Consider the following 18,367-nt stretch of genomic DNA (forward strand, 5'->3'; position numbering starts at 1 on the left):
GTCAGCCGCGTCGGGCGGTCAGGCGGCCCCGGCTGCCGGTGCGGGCGCATCGCCGAACGACCACATCCGCTCCAGATTGTAGAAGCTGCGCACCTCCGGGCGGAACAGATGGACGATCACGTCGCCGGCGTCGATCAGCACCCAATCGGCATTGGGCAGCCCCTCGATCCGCGCGGAACGCCCGGTCTCGCCCTTGATCCGCTCGGCCAGCTTCGACGCCATCGATGCGACCTGTCGCGTCGAGCGCCCGCTGGCGATCACCATATGGTCCGCGATCGACGATTTGCCCGCGAGCGGGATCGAGATCGTGTCCACCGCCTGATCGTCGTCCAGCGACTCCAGGACAAGCTTGTGCAGCGCCTCGACCGTATCCGTGGCGGACGGTTCGGGGGCAGACGGGTCGGTGGCGGGCAAGATGGCTCCTCAGATTGCCGGTACGGAAGGGGATATGGGATCGACGACATGCCGGTGCCAGTCGGGATCCTGCGCGCGCAGCTGCGTCGCGGATGTCGTGTCGGGGCGGAACCGCAGCAGCACCAGCGCCGGAACGCTCCATTCGGCCCAGTCACATGCCTGGCGTGCGGGCCGCCGAAAGCGCCGCAGCCACGCCATCGCGGGCGCCGCGAGGGCACGCGCATCATAGCCGGGGCGCGCCACCACCGCAATCGGCATCGTGCGCGCGATCCGGCGCCACTGCCGCCAGCGATCGAACTGCGCCAGATTGTCCGCCCCCATGATCCAGATGAAGCGCGTCCGCGGATAGCGCCGCACCAGCGTGGCGAGCGTGTCGACGGTATAGCGGGTGCGCAGCCGCGCCTCCACATCGGTGGCGCGGATCGGCGCGCGGCGTGCCATCGCGCGCGCCGAGGCGAGCCGCGCGGCGAGCGGCGCCATCCCCGCGGCGGGCTTCAGCGGGTTGCCCGGCGACACCAGCCACCACGCCTCGTCCAGGTCGAGCGCACGGATCGCCGCGAGCGTGACGTGGCGATGCCCGCGATGCGCGGGGTTGAAGGAGCCGCCGAGCAGCCCGACGCGGCGGGTCATGGCTTCCAGTCGGAAGCGGCATGAACGACGCGACGGATCTCGACCATGTCGTCGAGCGCGACGTAGAGGAGCACATAGGGCGTGGTCGGCACGCGCCACTTGCGGACCGCACCCAGACCCTCGACTGCCGCCCCCAGACGCGCGAACCCTTGCAACGGTGCGACAGCCTCTTCCAGCCGCCGAACGATCTCGTCCGCCAGGTGCGGATCGATGCGATCATAGTGTTCGGCGATGTCGAAGATGTCGTCCTGCGCGCGCAGCGACCAGATCGTCCGCATCAGGCGGGGCGCACGCGGCTGTCCCGCCAGCGCCGCAGATTGGCGAGCAGCGTATCATGTTCGACATAGTCGCCGCGCCGGATCTGTTCCTCTCCGACCCTGACGAAGGCGGCCAGATCCGCCTCGCTCTCCGCCACCCGCCGGATCGCCTCGGCCGCGAAGGCATCGCGCGACATGCCGCGTGCCGCCGCCAGTTCCTCCACCAGCGCCAGCGTCGCCGCGTCGAGCGGCGCGGTGATCGAGACGGGCGCGTTCACGGCCGCACCTGCCCGGTGCCGCGACCGATCCATTTGTACGTCGTCAGCCCCTCCAGCGCGACCGGGCCGCGCGCGTGGAGCCGCCCGGTCGCGATCCCGATCTCCGCACCCAGCCCGAACTCGCCGCCATCGGCGAACTGGGTCGAGGCGTTCCACAGCACGATCGCCGAATCGACCTCCGCCAGGAAGCGCTCCGCCACCGCCGCGTCGCCGGCGACGATCGCGTCGGTATGATGCGATCCGTGGCGGTCGATATGCGCCAGCGCGCCCTCCACCCCGTCGACCACCGCCACCGCGGCGATCGCATCGAGATATTCGGTGTCCCAGTCGGCATCGTCCGCCGCCGCCATCCCGGGCCGCAGCGCCTGCGCCGCCGCGTCGCCGCGCAGCACGCACCCGGTGTCCGCCAGCGCCGCCAGCAACGCGGGCGCATCGGCAAAGGCGCGATCGATCAGCAACGTCTCCATCGCGCCGCACACGCCGGTGCGCCGCATCTTCGCATTGACCGCCACCGCGCGCGCCATCGCGGGATCGGCCGACGCATCCACATAGACGTGGTTGATGCCGTCGAGATGCGCCAGCACCGGCACCCGCGCCTCCGCCTGCACCCGCGCGACCAGGCTCTTGCCGCCGCGCGGGATGATGAGGTCGATCGCGCCGTCCGCCGTCAGCATCGCCCCCACCGCCGCGCGATCGGTCGTCGCCACCAGCTGCACCGCATCCGCAGGCAGCCCGGCGGCGACGATCCCCTCGACCATCGCGGCATGGATCGCGCGGTTGCTCTCCACCGCCTCCGATCCGCCGCGCAGGATGACGGCATTGCCCGAGCGCAGGCACAGCGCCGCCGCATCCGCGGTGACGTTGGGGCGGCTTTCGTAGATGATGCCGATCACCCCGATCGGCACGCGCACGCGCGACAGCCGCAACCCGTTGGGCCGCTCGCTGCGGTCGATCACCTGTCCGACCGGATCGGCCAGCCCCGCCACCGCCGCGACGCCGTCCGCGGTCGCCGCCAGCCGCTTGTCATCCAGCCGCAGCCGGTCGAGCATCGCCGCGCTCAGCCCCGCCGTCTCGCCGCGCGCCACGTCCGCGGCGTTGGCCGCCAGGATCGTCGGCGCCGCGGCGCGGATCGCGTCGGCGGCCATCGTCAGCGCGCGTGCCTTGGCGGTGTCGTCGGCGCGGGCGAGCAGCCGCGCGGCATCGCGGGCGCGTGCGGCCATGGCAGCGATCAGGGCGGTGGGGGATTGCGCATCAAGCATGATAATTAGCCTATCACGCCACGCCTCCCGACCTCAACGCACTACAGTGGCTCCGCCTGCAAGGGCGCGGGCGCGGCGCAGTCGCCCTCGCGCATCGTCGCGGCGGGCCGCGCGCGGCCCATCGTCCAGTTCGCCTGCATCCGCACCCGCGGATTGGGCGCGCACCAGATTTCGCCGGTCGCGTTGATCGCGGTGACCCAGATCAGATTATGCTCCTGCCCGTAATCGATCACCGCAATCGCATAGCCCGGCCCCTTGTCGAGCACATGGATGGGAAGCGGGGGATCGAGCTGTTGAAAGGACATGGCGCAAAACACCTTGAGGTTCAGCCATGTAACCGACATGCGTCAGGTACGGTTCCGGCCATGGCGGCGGCCTGGCGCACACCTATATTGCCGGGATGACCGACATCGTTCCCGATCGCCGCCGTTTCCTGACGCTCGCCGGGCTGGGCACACTGGCGCTCCCGCTGATCGCCTGCGGCACGCGCAGCGCCGCGGCGGCGGAGCGCTTCCCGGTGACGAAGACCGATGCGCAATGGCGCGCGCAGCTCGGCCCCGCGGCCTATGGCGTGCTGCGCGAGGAGAATACGGAGCGCCCCTTCTCCAGCCCGCTCAACGACGAGCATCGCGCCGGCACCTTCGCGTGCAAGGGCTGCGCGCAGCCGCTGTTCGCGTCGCGGACGAAGTTCGACAGCGGCACCGGCTGGCCCAGCTTCTGGGCGCCGCTCAAGGATGCGGTGGCGACGCGGCGCGACGGATCGCTGGGAATGGTGCGGGTCGAGGTACACTGCCGCCGCTGCGGCGGCCATCTGGGGCACGTCTTCGACGACGGCCCGCGCCCGACGGGGAAGCGCTATTGCATGAACGGCGCGGCGATGACGTTCCGGGCGGGGTAGCCGGTCACGCCTCTCGCCCGTTCGCCCTGAGGAGCCGTTGAGCCTGTCGAAACGGCGTCTCGAAGGGCGCTGATGCTTCGAGACGAGGCTTCGACGTCGCTCAGCCTCTCCTCAGCACGAACGGAGGTCGACTAACCGGCCGCTCAGTTCGCCGCGATCGACACCGGCACGGTGGCGGCGGTGGCGATCGTCAGCGGGGGCAGCGCCTCGTCGGTCGCCACCGGTGCCTTGCCCGAATAGATGAAGCCCGCGACCGGATAGCTGGTGGTGCCCAGCCCGCCGACCGCCGCGAACCACACGCGCACCTTGCTCCAGTCGCCCGCCTCGGACACGTCCACCGCGCGCACGTCGCGCTCGATCCCGCCGCGGCGCGACCAATTGGCATGGGTCAGCAGCACCTCGCGCGCGCTCACCACCTTGCTGACCATCGCGACATGACCGACCGGCATCGACCGGACCGCCTTGAACGCCATTACCGCGCCGACCTGCGGCGTGGCGCCGCGCTCGTAACGGCCGGCGGCCTGGCCCCACCAGGTGTTGGCATTGCCGCGGATCTCGATCCCCGAGACCTCACGCGCGAACGGCGCGCACTGCAGATAGCCTGCCTGTGCTGCGGTCGCCGTCATCAGGGCGCACGATGCCACCAGCGCAAAACGCGCTGCCAATGCCTTCAACGTCAAGGGTGACCCCCCGGTCTCGAATGAACGAGTGTGGCGCTACCGGGGGTTTGCGCGGGCGGCAATCGCCGCGCCGGGCGGATCGGATGAACGGGGCGTGACCGGCGACGAACGGACGGAACGTGCGACGAAACACCTCATCGCACCCGAAATCGCCCTGCAAACGTTACCGAAACCTTTACGCGAACGGCTCGCGCGGGGCCGAATCGATTACCGGCGCGCCGGCCAGCTTCGCCATGCGCAGTTCATGCTCGCGCCGGCCGAACGGGAAGCGGGTGTAGAAGAATGCCGCCACGACGTTGAACCCGACATAGCAGCAGGCGTAGATCAGCGTCAGCCGGTCGAGCACGGCGGGCGCGACCTGCCCCGGCACCGCTTTCTCCGGAAAGCCCGCCGCCGCCAGGATCAGCCCGCAGACGAAGATGCCGATGCCGCTGGTGCATTTCTGGACGAAGAAGCCGCCGGCGAAGAACACCCCCTCCGACCGGCGGCCGGTGCGGATCTCCGAATCCTCGACCACGTCGGCCAGCATCGACGCGCCCAGGATATAGGCGGTCACCCCGCAGGCGGTGCCCATCGTCGCGAAGACGAACAGCAACGGCAGCATCGCCGGATCCCCCACCGTTGGGAAGACCCCCACCAGCCGCAGCCAATAGGGCGTGGTGCCCAGCGTGACGCTGAGCAGCGCGGCAGTCGCGGCGGCGCGCGGCTTGGCCAGCCGCGCGCCGATCCGCGGCGCCGCGACGAAGGCGCACATCACGCCCGCGAACAGCGACATGCTGAAATAGACGAAGGTCGCGCCGCGGAATCCCCAGACGAAGCTGTAGAGATAGTTGGACAGCGCATAGACCAGCCCCTGCCCGGTATAGGCGCACACGCCCGCCAGCATCAGGATCGCGAAGGCGCGGTTCTTCACCGTTTCCGCGATCTCGGCGAAGCTCTCCTTCAGCGACTGCGCGCGATGCTCCTGCTTGGGCAGATAAGGGATCTCCTTGTGCGTGCCGAGCGCGGAGATCAGGATCGTCAGCCCCATCATGATCGACCCCGCGATCGCGAAGCCGCGATAGCCCGCGGGATTGAGCAGGCCGTTGGGGTAGCCGGGTGCCGGCGCCAGGAAATACATATAGGCCGACACCAGCATCAGCAGCCCGCCGGCCCAGCCGAACAGATAGCGATAGGCCATGATCCGCGTGCGCTCGTCATAATCGCCCGACAGTTCGGCGGCGAGCGCCTGGCTCGGCACCTCATAGGCGCTGACCGCGGAGCGCACGATCACCGCGACGACGAACAGCCACCCCAGCACCATCTGGTGCGAGGCGGTCGGCGGGTTCCACAGCAGCAGCCAGCCGAGCATGATCGGCAGCGCCGCGCCGTACATCCACGGATGCCGCCGCCCCCAGCGCCCGCGCGTGCGGTCGGACAGGAAGCCGATCGTCGGATCGACGAAGGCGTCGATGATGAGCGCGCACATCACGACGAACCCCACGGTCGCCGCGGGCACCCCCACCACCTGATTGTAGAACAGCAGCAGGAAGGTGCCGAACCCCGAATCCTTCACGCCATAGGCCGCCGCCCCTAGCCCGTAGCTGGCCATCGTGCCGGGGGTCAGCCGGCGCACCATCGGCGCGCTCGACGCCGGGGTCGCCCCGGCCGCCTCGACCGCACCGGGGGCGGTCACTGGAACGCCTCCAGCGCGGCGAACAGCGACGGCTGCGTCTCGTCCCAGCTGGCGCGCGTGCCGATCGTCAGCCCGCCGTCGACCAGGATGTGCGTGCCCGTCACGAAGGCGGCATCGTCGCTGGCGAGATAGGCGACCGCGGCGGCGATATCCTCCGGCCGCCCCGCGCGCTTCACCGGCTGCGCTGCGGCGGCGACGTGCGCGATCGCCTGGTTGGCGGCCTGTCGCTTGTCCTCCGGCACGTCGAGGTGGCGGGTGAAGATGTTGGTGGTGATGAAGCCGGGCACCACCGCATTGACGCGGATGTTGTGGCGCGACAGCTCCGCCGCGGCCAGCTTCGTCAGATGGAGCACGCCGGCCTTGGCGGTCGAATAGGCGATCGGCGCATAGCCCGATCCCAGCGCGGAGACGCTGGAGGTGTTGACGATCGCGCCGCCGCCGCGCGCGGTCATCAACGGCGCGGCATGGCGGATGCCCAGCGCCACCGAGCGCAGCAGCAAGGATTGCGTGCGGTCCCAGTCGGCGGCCCCGATCTCGTCGATCCGCTCGCGCGCGCCACCCGCGCCGGCATTGTTGAACACGATATCCAGCCCGCCGGCATCATCCGCGGCCCGCATCAGCGCGGCGATGGCGGCATCGTCGGTGACGTCGGTAGGGAGGAAATAGATGCGCCCGTTGGAGGTCGCGGCGATCTCCTCGCCCGCGGCCGCATCGATATCGCCGATCCAGACCTCGGCACCTTCCTCCACCAGCCGAAGCGCGGTGGCGCGCCCGATGCCCGATGCACCGCCCGTCACCACCGCGCGCTTACCCTGAAGCCGCATCCCAATCTCCTGCGAACGGCCGGTGTCCGGCTCTTTCAACAGCATAGTATGGGGTTTCCGCGCGTCAACACAGCGTCGTTCGAATATTGGGTTTGCCCTGCCGCCAGCTTCGTCATAGACCGCGCGCATGGCACTGGACCCGGAAACCTTCGACGCCCTGATCGACAACATCCGCCGCTTCGTCGCGGAGCGATTGCGCCCGCTGGAGGCGCAGGTCGAGGCCGACGACGCCATCCCCGCCGCGGTCGTGCAGGACATGCGCGACATGGGGCTGTTCGGCCTGTCGATCGCGGAGGAATATGGCGGCCTGGGCCTCAACATGCTGGAGGAAGCACGCGTCGCGATCGAGCTGGGGCGCACCACGCCCGCGTTCCGCAGCAACTTCGGCACCAACGTCGGCATCGGATCGCAGGGTCTGGTGATGGCCGGCACCCCCGAACAGAAGGCGGAATGGCTGCCGAGGATCGCCAGCGGCGACATCATCACCAGCTTCGCGCTGACCGAGCCCGACGTCGGCAGCGATTCGGGCAGCGTGAAGACGCGCGCGGTGCGGGACGGTGACGTGTATCGCCTGTCGGGGACCAAGCGCTACATCACCAATGCCGATCGTGCCGACCTGTTCACGGTGATGGCGCGCACCGGCGACGAGCCGGGCGGGCGCGGCGTCTCCGCCTTTCTGGTGCCGCGCGACCTGCCCGGCGTCTCGATCGGAGAGCCCGAGAAGAAGATGGGGCAAAAGGGCGCCAAGGTCGCCGATGTCAATTTCGACGACGCCCCCGTCCCCGTCGCCAACCGGCTCGGCGCGGAGGGCGAGGGCTTCAAGATCGCGATGCGCGTGCTCGACCGCGGGCGGCTGCACATCTCCGCGGTGTGCGTCGGCGTGGCGGAGCGGCTGATCGCCGATTGCGTCGCCTATGCCGGCGAGCGCAAGCAGTTCGGCAAGCCGATCGCCGAGCATCAGCTGATCCAGGCGATGATCGCGGATTCGAAGACCGAGGCGCTGGCCGCGCGCGCTTTGGTGCTGGAAACCGCCGCCGCGAAGGATGCGGGCAAGGACGTGGTGATGGAGAGCGCCGCCGCAAAATATTACGCCAGCGAGATGGTCGGCCGCGTCGCCGACCGCGCGGTGCAAATCTTCGGCGGGGCGGGCTATATCGCCGATTACGGGATCGAGCGGCTGTACCGCGACGTGCGGCTGTTCCGCATCTACGAAGGCACCAGCCAGATCCAGCAGATCATCATCGCGCGCGAGACGATGAAGCGCGGCGGGTAAGCTGCCCTCATAGCCCTCTCCCCTGCGGGGAGAGGGTTGGGTGAGGGGCAGCCACAAGCGACGCCGTTCGGGGCGGCCCCTCACCCCGGCCCTCTCCCCGACGGGGAGAGGGAGTAAGTAGAATGAACACCACCAACCTGTTCCGCCTCGACGGCCGCGTCGCGCTGGTCACCGGGGGCAGCCGCGGCATCGGCAAGATGATCGCCGCGGGCTTCATCGCGCAGGGCGCGACCGTCTATATCTCCAGCCGCAAGGCACCGGCCTGCGAGGAAACCGCCGCGGAACTGGGGCCGAAGTGCCTTCCGCTGCCGATGGACGTCTCGACGGTCGACGGCTGCCGCGCGCTCGCCGCGGCGCTGGCCGAGCGCGAGGAGCGCCTCGACATCCTGGTCAACAACGCGGGCGCCGCCTGGGGCGTGCCGTTCGAGGAATTCCCGGAGAGCGGCTGGGACAAGGTGATGGACCTCAACGTCAAGTCGCCCTTCTTCCTGACGCAGGCGCTGCACGGGCTGCTCAAGGCGGGTGCGGCGACCGGCACCGTCGCCAAGGTCATCAACATCACCTCGATCGACGGTCTGCGGCTCAATCCGTGGGAGACGTACAGCTATCACGCGTCCAAGTCGGCGCTGATCTATCTCACCAAGCGAATGGCGGCACGACTGGTGAAGGACGGGATCAACGTCACCTCGATCGCGCCCGGCGCCTTCGCCAGCGAGATGAACCGCGCCGCGCGCGACCATGGCGACGCGATCGCCAAGGGCATCCCCGCGCGCCGCATCGGCACGGACGAGGACATGGCCGGGACCGCCATCTATCTCGCCAGCCGCGCGGGCGATTATGTGATCGGCGAGACGATCGCGGTCGACGGCGGGCTGGTCCATGCCGCGCTGGGCACCAGCATCGACGCATAGCTCGCCCCAGGAACGCACGCACCGCGGCCATCGTTCTGATCCGAAAGGAGAGTGACGATGGCCGACACCCCGATCAAGCCCACCACCGAAACCGATCGCCCCAATCTGTCCACCGAGCATCAGCGCGACGGCGACGCACGCCGCCCGTCCGACACGCTGGACAAGGGTCAGCCGAACGAGGAAACCGTGCCGCGCAAGTCCCACCTGCTGGGGGATGAATGACCGTCGACCTGCGCGCCACCGTTCGCCTGCGTGCGCGGACGATGCGGCTTCTGTCGGTTCCGCTGGGCGATGAGGCGGGCTGATCGCGGATCGGGGCGACCTCACACCGCATCGGCTGGCGTAGCCCATCCGTCATGCCGAAAAGAGAAAGGTGGAGGGGCTTCTGTTGCCCGGTGCCCTCCGAACCGCTGGATTCCCCTTCTGTTGCCCGGTGGGGTCCGACCGCGCTATTTTGGTGTAACGTCAGGCCGTTAGGCCATCAGTTACGCCGCAATCGCGAGTGCTTCGTTATCGTTGGCACTTGTGTAATGGGCCGTTGCGGTGGTCCCATTCCGAGCGAAGACAGCGCTTTTCAATACACGTCGATCCTGGTTCGGCCCCGTCATCGCAGCTGAGCCACCCGGCGGCACGCCTCACGCGTGTCGCCATGCGGAACAGCTGCGGTGGTGGAGCCGCCGGGTACTGCCCCCGGGTCCGCTGCATCTATTGCACGCCGCGATTTATCGCCATAGCCGGGTGGAACCCGGCCTGACCCATATAGGGCGGCCGTTCGCCCGAGAAAAGCCCGGCGTGGCCCTGACAGCGCCACAATATCCCTGTAGGAGATAGGACATGCTTACCCAGCGGTCCCGTTACGCCCTGCGCTCGATGCTGTTCCTCGCCACCGCGCCCGCCGCCTCGCCGCCGATCCCGATGACGAAGATCGCCGCGGAGGCGAACGTCCCGCGCAAGTTCCTGGAGCTGATTCTCGCCGATCTGCGCGATGCCGGCCTGCTCCACAGCACGCGTGGCAAGATGGGCGGCTATCGCCTGTCGCGCCCGGCGCACCTGATTTCGCTGGGCGAGATCATCCGCATCATCGAGGGGCCGCTGGCGCTGGTCCCCTGCGTCAGCCGCACCGCCTATCGCCCGTGCAACGATTGCAAGAGCGAGGCCGATTGCGCGATCCGCCACGCGATGATGCGGGTACGCGACGAAACGGCGCGGATCCTCGACGGCACCAGTCTGGCCGATGCGGTGGCGGAGGATCTGGCGGCGGCCTGATCGCCTGCCTGGCAAATGTCGTCACCCCGGACTTGATCCGGGGTCCCGCTTCTTGTGCGACCTCGGGTAAAAGCGGGACCCCGGATCAAGTCCGGGGTGACGTGTAGCTTTCGTCCCGCGAGCGAAGCCGTTACCCCGCGAACCATGACCGCGCTGCTGCCCACCACCGATACCGACGCCGCCGCCGAGCTGGAGCGGCTGGCCGAGGAGATCGCGCGCCACAATCGCCTGTACCACACCGACGACGCGCCCGAGATCAGCGACGCCGATTACGACGCGCTGGTGCGCCGTAACGCCGCGATCGAGCGCGTTTTCCCCGCGCTGGTCCGCGCCGATTCGCCCTCGCTCCAGGTCGGTGCCGCCCCGGCGGCGCATCTCGCCAAGGTCGCGCATGCGCGCCCGATGATGAGCCTCGACAACGCCTTCTCCGACGAGGAGGTGGCGGAGTTCGTCGCGCGCGTCCGCCGCTTCCTGAAGCTGCCCGACGACGCCGAGGTGGCGCTGACCGCCGAACCCAAGATCGACGGCCTGTCATGCTCGCTGCGCTACGAGGACCGCCGGCTGGTACAGGCGCTGACCCGCGGCGATGGCGCGGTGGGGGAGGACGTGACCGCCAACGTCCGCACCATCGCCGACATCCCGACCACGCTGCCCGCATCCGCCCCCGACGTGTTCGAGGTGCGCGGCGAGGTGTATATGGAAAAGGCCGCCTTCGCCGCGCTCAACGCGCGGCTGGCCGACGAGGCGGCGGCGGCGGGCAAGGAACCGCGCCGCTTCGCCAATCCGCGCAACGCCGCCGCCGGATCGCTGCGCCAGAAGGATGCGAGCGTCACCGCGCAGCGCCCGTTGCGCTTCCTGGCGCATGGCTGGGGCGAGGCGAGCGCCTTGCCTGGCGACACGCAAGCCGCCGTGGTGGCGACGTTGCGCGACTGGGGCTTTCCCGTCGCAGATACCTTCGCCCGATGCACGGGCGCCGACGCCGCGCTGGCGATCTATCGCGCGATCGAGGCGCAGCGCGCCGACCTGCCGTTCGACATCGACGGCGTGGTCTATAAGCTCGACCGGCTCGACTGGCAGGCGCGGCTGGGCAGCGTCGGGCGCGCGCCGCGCTGGGCGATCGCGCACAAATTCCCCGCCGAGCGCGCGCAGACCGTGCTGGAGGCGATCGACATTCAGGTCGGCCGCACCGGCAAGCTGACCCCCGTGGCGCGGCTCCACCCCGTCACCGTCGGCGGCGTCGTCGTGACGAATGCGACGCTCCACAACCGCGACGAGATCGCGCGGCTCGACGTGCGCGTCGGCGATCGCGTGGTGCTGCAACGCGCCGGCGACGTCATCCCGCAGATCGTCGAGGTGCTGCCGCGCGACACGGACCGCGCGCCGTTCGTCTTCCCGGACCATTGCCCGCGCTGCGGCAGCGAGGCAGTGGCGGAGGAAGGCGAGGTCGACGTGCGCTGCACCGGCGGGCTCATCTGCCCGGCGCAGCGGCGGGAGCGGCTGAAGCATATCGTCAGCCGCGGCGCACTGGACATCGACGGGCTTGGCGAGAAGACATTGGTCGAGTTCCTCGACCTCGGCTGGATCGCGGAACCCGCCGATATCTTCCGCCTCGCCGCGCATCGCGACGAGCTGGTCGGGCGCGAGGGGTGGCAGGCGAAATCGGTCGACGCGCTGCTCGCTGCGATCGCGGCGAAGCGCGCACCCGATGCGGCGCGGCTGCTGTTCGGGCTGGGCATCCGCCACATCGGCATCGTCACCGCGCGCGACCTGCTCAAGCGCTACCAGACGCTGCCCGCGCTCGCCGCGCTGGCGGATGAGGTGATCGCGTTGCGCGACACCTTCCCCGCGGCGCTGGGCGAGACCGAGGCGAAGCACCGCACGCGGCTCGACAAGGCGATCGCGGACCTGATCGGGGTGGAGAATGTCGGCGCCGCGGTCGGCCATGCGCTGGCCGATTTCTTTCACGAACCGCACAATCGCGCCGTATGGGACGACCTGCTGGGCGAGGTGTCGCCCCCGCCCTTCCATGTCGAGACTCGCGCGTCCGAGGTGTCGGGCAAGACCGTCGTCTTCACCGGCACGCTGGAGACGCTGAGCCGCGACGAGGCCAAGGCGCAGGCCGAGTCGCTGGGCGCGCATGTGTCCGGATCGGTGTCGAAGAAGACCGACCTGCTGGTCGCCGGCCCCGGCGCGGGGTCGAAGGCGAAGAAGGCGGCGGATCTGGGCATCCGCGTGGTCGACGAGGCGGGATGGATCGCGATCGTGGCGGAGGCGGCGGGCTGAGGCCGCCGTGCTCCTGCGAAGGCAGGAGCCCAGGGTGATCGACCGTGACGGGCGTTGCCGGAACACGGCGGGGATCGCCCGGGCCTCCTTCATCGTCATGCCGGGCTTGTCCCGGCATCCAGGGCTCCACGCACCTTGCCATCGTTGGAGTCGCTTTCGACCGACCTTGTTCACCCTCACCCTTCCGCGGCTACGCCGCTCCCTCCCTCTCCCAGCGGGAGAGGGAAGAGGCGCCGAAGGCGACGAAGGGTGAGGGCGACAACCGCGAATCGAATGCGACTCTAGCGCTTGGCCCCCGGGTCAAGCCCCGGGTCACGACCGGTCACCCGATCCCTTAACCATTCCCGCGTACACCGCCGCGCATGTACCACGACCCCGCGCTCGCCACTGCCGCCCGCGTGCCGCTGCGTCCCGCCTCGGCGGTGTCGCACGGTGTCGGTCTCGCGGGTCTGGCCGGGCTGGTCGCGTGGCTGGTGGTCACGATCCATTATCGCATGGACGGCCCCTATGCCGCGCTGGTCGGCGTCGCGGCCTGCGGCGTGCCGATGGTGCTGTGGTCGCTGCTGGTCGATCGTGTCCACCGCAACCCGTCCACCGGGATCGACTGGCATGCGCCACGCGCGTGGAGCGCCTCGCTCGACGTCAGCCTGACGAAGCTCGCCGGGCTGTGGCTCACCTGGGCCGGGATCGCGCTGATCTATGCCACCGGGCGCTTCTATGGGGAGATGCCGTTCGCCTTCGCGATGTGGTGCCTGACCGCCGCCGCGCCCGCGCTGTTCGTGTTGTCGATCCCCTATGTGCTGTGGCTCGACCGCCATCTGGCGGATCCGCGCGACGGGGCGTGGCATCTGGGCGCGTGGCTGCTCGGCACCGGCACCGCCGATGTGGCGCAGATCCAGGCGCATCTGCGCGCCTGGGCGGTGAAGGCATTCTTCCTCGCCTTCATGCTCGCGATCGTGCCCGGCGGGTTTGGCGAGTTCGTCGCGATGGACCCGCGCGCCGCGCTCGCCGATCCGGTGCGGCTGGCCAATTGGCTGATCACCTTCATGTTCGTGGTCGACGTCGCCTTCGCGACCGTCGGTTACCTGCTGACGATGCGCCCGCTCGACGCGCATATCCGCTCCGCCAATCCGTTCATGGCGGCATGGACCGCGGCGCTGATCTGCTATCCGCCGTTCATCATGATGGATGACGGGCGACCGTTCGACTATCGCCCCGGCACCGCGGACTGGACGCACTGGATGCAGGGGCATCCGCTATTGCTGGCGATCACCGGCGCGGTGCTGGTCGCGCTGACCGGCATCTATGCCTGGGCGACGGTGGCGTTCGGCTTGCGCTTCTCCAACCTCACCAACCGTGGCGTGCTGACGCACGGCCCCTATGCCTGGTCGCGCCATCCCGCCTATCTGGCGAAGAACCTGTTCTGGTGGATCTCGACGATCCCGCTGCTGTCGACCGGGTCGCTGGTCGATGCCGCGCGCGCGACGATCCTGCTCGGCGTCGTCAGCGGCATCTATTACTGGCGCGCGAAGACCGAGGAGCGGCATTTGCGCGAGGATCCGGCGTATCGGGACTATGATGCGTGGATCGAGGCGCACGGTGCGGTACCGCGGTTCCTGCGCTGGGCGCGGGGATCGTCGTCACCCCGGGCTTGACCCGGGGTCCCGCTTCTCCCGCAACGTCCCGATCAAGCGGGACCCCGGATCAAGTCCGGGGTGACGCGAAGATCAGAACTTCGCCTCGTCGTACACCTTGCTGACGTCGCCGCCCCAGGCGCCGTGATAATGTTCCAGCAGCACTTCCGCCGGCACCTTGCCGGTCCGCACGATCTCGCGCAGCGGGTCGAGGAACCCGGTCTCGTCGTCGCCCGCGCCATTGGTCCCCGCGCGCGCCGCCAAGCCGGCATGCGCGATGTCCAGCACCTGCCCCGCGATATCGCGCAACTGCCCGCCGCCCGGGATCGGCGCCGACAGCCCCAGCTTCGGCACCGCATCGCGCAGCGCCTGCCGCTCGTCGAGCGTCCACCGCTTCACCACGTCCCACGCCGCGTCCAGCGCGCCGCGGTCGTACAGCAACCCGACCCAGAACGCCGGCAGCGCGCAGATCCGCCCCCACGGCCCGCCATCCGCGCCACGCATCTCCAGGAAGGTCTTCAGCCGCACCTCGGGAAAGGCGGTCGACAGATGGTCGTTCCAGTCGTCGATCGTCGGGCGCTCGCCCGGCAGCACCGACAATTCGCCCTTCAGGAAGTCACGGAACGACAGCCCGGCGGCGTCGATGTAACGGCCCTCGCGATAAACGAAGTACATCGGCACATCGAGCATATAGTCGGCGTAGCGTTCGTAGCCGAAGCCGTCCTCGAACACGAACGGCAGCATCCCCGTGCGCGCGGGGTCGGTGTCCGACCAGATATGGCTGCGATAGCTCAGATACCCGTTGGGCTTCCCTTCCGTGAACGGCGAATTGGCGAACAGCGCGGTTGCCAGCGGCTGAAGTGCGAGGCCGACGCGGAACTTCTGCGCCATGTCCGCCTCGCTGGCATAGTCCAGGTTCACCTGGATCGTGCAGGTGCGCAGCATCATGTCCAGCCCCATCGTGCCGACGCGCGGCATGTGGCGCAGCATGATGGCGTAGCGGCCCTTGGGCATGATCGGCAGCTCGTCGCGGCGCTTGTCGGGCCACATCCCCAGCCCCAGGAAGCCGACGCCCAGCCGCTCTCCCGCGGCCTTCACCTGCTGCAAATGGCGCCCGGTCTCGGCACAGGTCTGGTGGAGGTTGTCGAGCGGCGCGCCCGACAGCTCGAACTGCCCCGCCGGCTCCAGGCTGACCGATCCGTCCGCGCCGGTCAGCGCGATGATGTTGCCGCCCTCCTCGACGGGCGTCCAGCCGTGCTGCTCCAGCTCCATCAGCAGCGCGCGGATGCCGCCCGGCTCGCCCCAGGACGGGGCATGGTGATCGGCGGTCGAGTAAACGAACTTCTCGTGCTCGGTGCCGATGCGCCAGCGGTCCGCCGGCTTCTCCCCGCCCGCGAAATGGGCGATGAGCTCGTCGCGCGATCCGATGACCGCTGCGTTGCTGTTCGAAACGGTCTTCGTCGACATGAGGCGCGCCTTACTCGCGGATGAACGGGTGCGCTAGGGGGTGCGCTGCCTGTCTTGATCCCGGACGAACCGTCCTCGTCACCCCGGACTTGATCCGGGGTCCCGCTTCTACATCACGTGGCGCAAAGAGAGGAAGCGGGACCCCGGCTCAAGGCCGGGGTGACGGGTGCCTCACCAATCCCCCGCCGCGGCCATCCACACCGCGACCGCCGCCGCCGCCGCGGTTTCCGCGCGCAGGATGCGCGGGCCGAGCGCGATCGCCACCGCCTGCGGATGGCCACGGATCAGCGCGCGCTCGTCGTCGTCGAACCCGCCTTCCGGTCCGATCAGGATCGCCGCGGCGCCGGGCCGCGCGCGCATCGCCACGGCGGCGGGTTCGCCCCCCGTCTCGTCGGCGAAGAACAAGGCGCGCTCCGCGGACCAGTCGCGCAGCAGCGCGGGCAGCTTTACCGCGTCGGCCACCTGCGGCAGCGCGGTGCGCCCGCATTGCTCCGCCGCCTCGATCATCTGCGTGCGCAGCCGGTCGGTGTTGGGGCGGTCGACCACGGTGCGCCGCGTGACGACGGGGACCAGCCGGTCGACCCCCAGCTCGCACGCCTTTTCCGCCAGCCAGTCGACCCGCCCCTTCTTCAGCGGCGCGGCGCACAGCCACAGGTCGGGCACCGCCTCGCGCTCGCGCAGCCGCTCGGTCACGTCGAGCGCCACGTCGCGCCGCCCCGCCTGCGTCACCTGCGCCAGCCATTCGCCGGTGGCGTCGTCGAACAGCTTGACCGCATCGCCCGGCTTCGCGCGCATCACCGTGGCGAGATAATGCGCCTGTGCGCCATCCAGCCGCAGCGCACCGGGCGCGAGCGGCGCCTCCACGAACAACCGCGGGGTGGACCGCGGCGGCCAGGCCGGTTCGGCGCCCATCACCCTCTTCCCCTCACCTCTTGCCCCGCACGATCAGCATCCGCGCCACCCAGAACAGGATCGCGCCGACCAGCGCAATCCCCACCACGCTGCCCGCGATCGCGCCCGCCACCTTCAGGATGGCGAAGAACAATGCCTCGAAGAACCGGCCGATCGCGACCGACAGATGGATCACTTGCGCGCGGGAGTGCCCGCCACCCGCGTCCAGCGCTGCTCGCGACAGCCGAAGCCCGCGAACAGGCAGCCCTGCACCACCAGCGTATCGCGCCCGGCAAGCCGCAGCGTACCGTCCACCTCGGTGCCGAGATCGGGGACGAAGACGCTGCCGGACCATGTCCCGTCGCCGTCGGGCTCGACATGGAGCAGCGGGGTGCCGACCAGCCGGTCGGTCCCGCCACGCGCGGCATCGGCGCGCGCTTTGGCATCGGCGGCGACGACGGTGCCGCATACCCCCGGCTCGCCGCGACAGCGCTCGATCCGGATGCGCACGCTGTCGCCCGCGTTGCGCCATGTGCCCGCCAACGGATCCGCGGCCGGCGCCGCGGCGAGGGCGAGGAGGGAGAGAAACATCATGCCGGGAAGATAGGAGGGCGGGGTGGCGGAGATAAGGCATGTGGTGCGCCCATATCGCCGTCGCTCCTGCGCAGGCAGGAGCCCATGTCTGTCACGTGTCGCGGCACCTGGTCACAGGAGGGGCGGCATCCGCATCGACCGTTTCGACGCACGATGCAGACATTGGCCCCTGCCTGCGCAGGGGCGACGGGATGGCCAAAGCACGCTATCGCCTCCCCATGACCGCCGCCCCCGACATCGTCCCCGACACCGAACACCGCGGGCTGCTGTCGCTCCTCCCGCCGCGCGCGCGCGCCTTCGCGTCGCTGGCGCGGTTCGACCGGCCGATCGGCTGGTGGCTGCTGTTCTGGCCCGGCGCCTGGGCAGTCGCGCTGGCGGGCGAGATCGTCGCGCGCTGGACATTGGTCGCGTGGCTGTTGCTGGGCAGTATCGCGATGCGCGGTGCGGGCTGCGTCTATAACGACATCGTCGATCGCGATCTGGACGCCAGCGTCGCGCGCACGCGGCATCGCCCGCTCGCCAGCGGCGCGGTGTCGATGCGCGCGGCGTGGATCTGGCTGGTGGCGCTGTGCCTGATCGGCTTCGTCGTCCTGCTCCAGCTGCACTGGGCGGCGGCGATCGTGTCGCTCGCCGCGCTGGCGCCGGTCGCGGCCTATCCGTTCATGAAGCGGATCACCTGGTGGCCGCAGGCGTGGCTGGGGCTGGTCTTCTCCTGGGCGGCGCTGGTGGGCTGGACCGAGAGTTGGGGCACGCTCGCGGCGCCGGGGCTGTGGCTCTATGCCGGCACCATCTTCTGGGTGATCGGCTATGACACGATCTACGCGTTGCAGGATCGCGAGGATGATGCGCTGGTCGGGATCGGCTCCTCCGCGCTGGCGATGGGGCGGCATGTCCGCGCCGGGGTCGCGATCTGCTATGCGGTCGCGCTGACCGGCTGGGGCGTCGCGATATGGCAGGTGCGCGCCGACCCGCTCGCGCTCGCCGCGCTGCTGCCGGTGGCGTTGCACCTCGCATGGCAGGTGGCGACGCTGAACACCGATGACGGTGACGGCGCGCTCCGTCGCTTCCGCGCCAATCGGTTCGCCGGGCTGCTGATGTTCCTCGCCTGCGCGGCGGTGGGCACGCGGGTCTAG

At 69.8% G+C, this 18,367-nt stretch carries 21 protein-coding genes and 1 other RNA gene; 8 read left to right on the forward strand and 14 right to left on the reverse strand.

Annotation, left to right across the window (positions count from 1 at the left end; translation table 11 throughout):
• Nucleotides 1–18: 18 nt before the first annotated feature.
• From rsfS to PGN14_RS00960, 6 genes are read right to left on the reverse strand one after another with little or no spacing between them, the layout of a single operon-like run.
• Entirely contained in the window at nt 19–414 is a 396-nt protein-coding gene (rsfS, locus tag PGN14_RS00935) for a ribosome silencing factor (protein WP_335297530.1), read from the reverse strand.
• Between the two features lie 9 nt (nt 415–423).
• Nucleotides 424–1,044 (reverse strand): nicotinate-nucleotide adenylyltransferase, encoded by a 621-nt coding sequence (locus PGN14_RS00940; protein WP_335297531.1) that lies wholly within the window; start codon nt 1,042–1,044, stop codon nt 424–426.
• Entirely contained in the window at nt 1,041–1,322 is a 282-nt protein-coding gene (locus tag PGN14_RS00945) for a type II toxin-antitoxin system RelE/ParE family toxin (RefSeq protein ID WP_335297532.1), read from the reverse strand. Before PGN14_RS00945 ends, PGN14_RS00940 begins: the two co-directional genes overlap by 4 nt.
• Nucleotides 1,322–1,579 carry a hypothetical protein gene (locus tag PGN14_RS00950; RefSeq protein ID WP_335297533.1) on the reverse strand — a complete coding sequence of 86 codons (258 nt, stop codon included), beginning with the start codon at nt 1,577–1,579 and terminating at the stop codon, nt 1,322–1,324. The genes PGN14_RS00945 and PGN14_RS00950 overlap by 1 nt, the downstream gene beginning before the upstream one ends.
• The gene (locus tag PGN14_RS00955; RefSeq protein ID WP_335297534.1) at nt 1,576–2,838 is read right to left on the reverse strand and encodes a glutamate-5-semialdehyde dehydrogenase; all 1,263 of its coding nucleotides are present in this window, start codon (nt 2,836–2,838) and stop codon (nt 1,576–1,578) included. Before PGN14_RS00955 ends, PGN14_RS00950 begins: the two co-directional genes overlap by 4 nt.
• Before the next feature lie 41 nt (nt 2,839–2,879).
• Complete coding sequence (locus tag PGN14_RS00960) at nt 2,880–3,143, reverse strand: hypothetical protein (RefSeq protein ID WP_335297535.1); 264 nt, start codon at nt 3,141–3,143, stop codon at nt 2,880–2,882.
• 95 nt (nt 3,144–3,238) lie between these two features.
• On the opposite strand from PGN14_RS00960, the gene msrB reads away from it, so the two are divergent.
• Nucleotides 3,239–3,736: a peptide-methionine (R)-S-oxide reductase MsrB gene (msrB, locus tag PGN14_RS00965; RefSeq protein WP_335297537.1), complete on the forward strand. Its 498-nt coding sequence runs from the start codon at nt 3,239–3,241 to the stop codon at nt 3,734–3,736.
• A 143-nt stretch (nt 3,737–3,879) separates the two neighbouring features.
• Here msrB and PGN14_RS00970 read toward each other — a convergent pair whose 3' ends face one another.
• The 3 genes from PGN14_RS00970 to PGN14_RS00980 all read right to left on the reverse strand — a co-directional run bounded on the left by PGN14_RS00970 (nt 3,880) and on the right by PGN14_RS00980 (nt 6,915).
• On the reverse strand, nt 3,880–4,362 hold the full coding sequence (locus tag PGN14_RS00970; protein ID WP_335297538.1) for a CHAP domain-containing protein: 483 nt from the start codon (nt 4,360–4,362) through the stop codon (nt 3,880–3,882).
• Between the two features lie 229 nt (nt 4,363–4,591).
• Nucleotides 4,592–6,091 carry an MFS transporter gene (locus PGN14_RS00975; RefSeq protein ID WP_335297539.1) on the reverse strand — a complete coding sequence of 500 codons (1,500 nt, stop codon included), beginning with the start codon at nt 6,089–6,091 and terminating at the stop codon, nt 4,592–4,594.
• Nucleotides 6,088–6,915, reverse strand: coding sequence for an SDR family NAD(P)-dependent oxidoreductase (locus PGN14_RS00980; protein WP_335297540.1), 828 nt, complete (start codon nt 6,913–6,915; stop codon nt 6,088–6,090). The genes PGN14_RS00975 and PGN14_RS00980 overlap by 4 nt, the downstream gene beginning before the upstream one ends.
• 127 nt (nt 6,916–7,042) lie before the next feature.
• Here PGN14_RS00980 and PGN14_RS00985 point away from each other — a divergent pair, with 127 nt between their 5' ends.
• From PGN14_RS00985 to PGN14_RS00995, 3 genes are all read left to right on the forward strand, one after another.
• Nucleotides 7,043–8,188, forward strand: coding sequence for an acyl-CoA dehydrogenase family protein (locus PGN14_RS00985; protein WP_335297541.1), 1,146 nt, complete (start codon nt 7,043–7,045; stop codon nt 8,186–8,188).
• 122 nt (nt 8,189–8,310) lie between these two features.
• Nucleotides 8,311–9,099, forward strand: a complete 789-nt coding sequence (locus PGN14_RS00990) for an SDR family oxidoreductase (protein ID WP_335297542.1) — start codon at nt 8,311–8,313, stop codon at nt 9,097–9,099.
• A 57-nt stretch (nt 9,100–9,156) separates the two neighbouring features.
• Nucleotides 9,157–9,321, forward strand: coding sequence for a hypothetical protein (locus PGN14_RS00995; protein WP_335297543.1), 165 nt, complete (start codon nt 9,157–9,159; stop codon nt 9,319–9,321).
• A 189-nt stretch (nt 9,322–9,510) separates the two neighbouring features.
• On the opposite strand, the gene ssrA is transcribed toward PGN14_RS00995, so the two are convergent.
• Nucleotides 9,511–9,888, reverse strand: a transfer-messenger RNA (tmRNA) gene (gene ssrA / locus PGN14_RS01000).
• 45 nt (nt 9,889–9,933) lie between these two features.
• On the opposite strand from ssrA, the gene PGN14_RS01005 reads away from it, so the two are divergent.
• From PGN14_RS01005 to PGN14_RS01015, 3 genes are all read left to right on the forward strand, one after another.
• Nucleotides 9,934–10,365, forward strand: a complete 432-nt coding sequence (locus PGN14_RS01005) for an RrF2 family transcriptional regulator (protein ID WP_335297544.1) — start codon at nt 9,934–9,936, stop codon at nt 10,363–10,365.
• 144 nt (nt 10,366–10,509) lie between these two features.
• The gene (gene ligA / locus PGN14_RS01010) at nt 10,510–12,648 is read left to right on the forward strand and encodes an NAD-dependent DNA ligase LigA (RefSeq protein WP_335297545.1); all 2,139 of its coding nucleotides are present in this window, start codon (nt 10,510–10,512) and stop codon (nt 12,646–12,648) included.
• A gap of 362 nt (nt 12,649–13,010) precedes the next feature.
• Entirely contained in the window at nt 13,011–14,303 is a 1,293-nt protein-coding gene (locus tag PGN14_RS01015) for a methyltransferase family protein (protein ID WP_335297546.1), read from the forward strand.
• A gap of 72 nt (nt 14,304–14,375) precedes the next feature.
• Here the strand turns inward: PGN14_RS01015 and PGN14_RS01020 are convergent, their stop codons facing one another.
• From PGN14_RS01020 to PGN14_RS01035, 4 genes are all read right to left on the reverse strand, one after another.
• Nucleotides 14,376–15,749 (reverse strand): glutamate--cysteine ligase, encoded by a 1,374-nt coding sequence (locus tag PGN14_RS01020; RefSeq protein WP_335297547.1) that lies wholly within the window; start codon nt 15,747–15,749, stop codon nt 14,376–14,378.
• A gap of 171 nt (nt 15,750–15,920) precedes the next feature.
• Nucleotides 15,921–16,661, reverse strand: coding sequence for a 16S rRNA (uracil(1498)-N(3))-methyltransferase (locus PGN14_RS01025; protein ID WP_335297548.1), 741 nt, complete (start codon nt 16,659–16,661; stop codon nt 15,921–15,923).
• A 13-nt stretch (nt 16,662–16,674) separates the two neighbouring features.
• A complete protein-coding gene (locus PGN14_RS01030; protein ID WP_335297549.1) occupies nt 16,675–16,836 on the reverse strand; it encodes a hypothetical protein in 162 nt (53 codons plus the stop codon).
• Entirely contained in the window at nt 16,833–17,234 is a 402-nt protein-coding gene (locus PGN14_RS01035; protein ID WP_335297550.1) for a DUF2147 domain-containing protein, read from the reverse strand. Before PGN14_RS01035 ends, PGN14_RS01030 begins: the two co-directional genes overlap by 4 nt.
• A 218-nt stretch (nt 17,235–17,452) precedes the next feature.
• On the opposite strand from PGN14_RS01035, the gene ubiA reads away from it, so the two are divergent.
• Nucleotides 17,453–18,367, forward strand: coding sequence for a 4-hydroxybenzoate octaprenyltransferase (gene ubiA / locus PGN14_RS01040; protein ID WP_335298020.1), 915 nt, complete (start codon nt 17,453–17,455; stop codon nt 18,365–18,367).

The organism is Sphingomonas adhaesiva (assembly GCF_036946305.1).
In the GTDB taxonomy this organism is placed as follows: domain Bacteria; phylum Pseudomonadota; class Alphaproteobacteria; order Sphingomonadales; family Sphingomonadaceae; genus Sphingomonas; species Sphingomonas adhaesiva_B.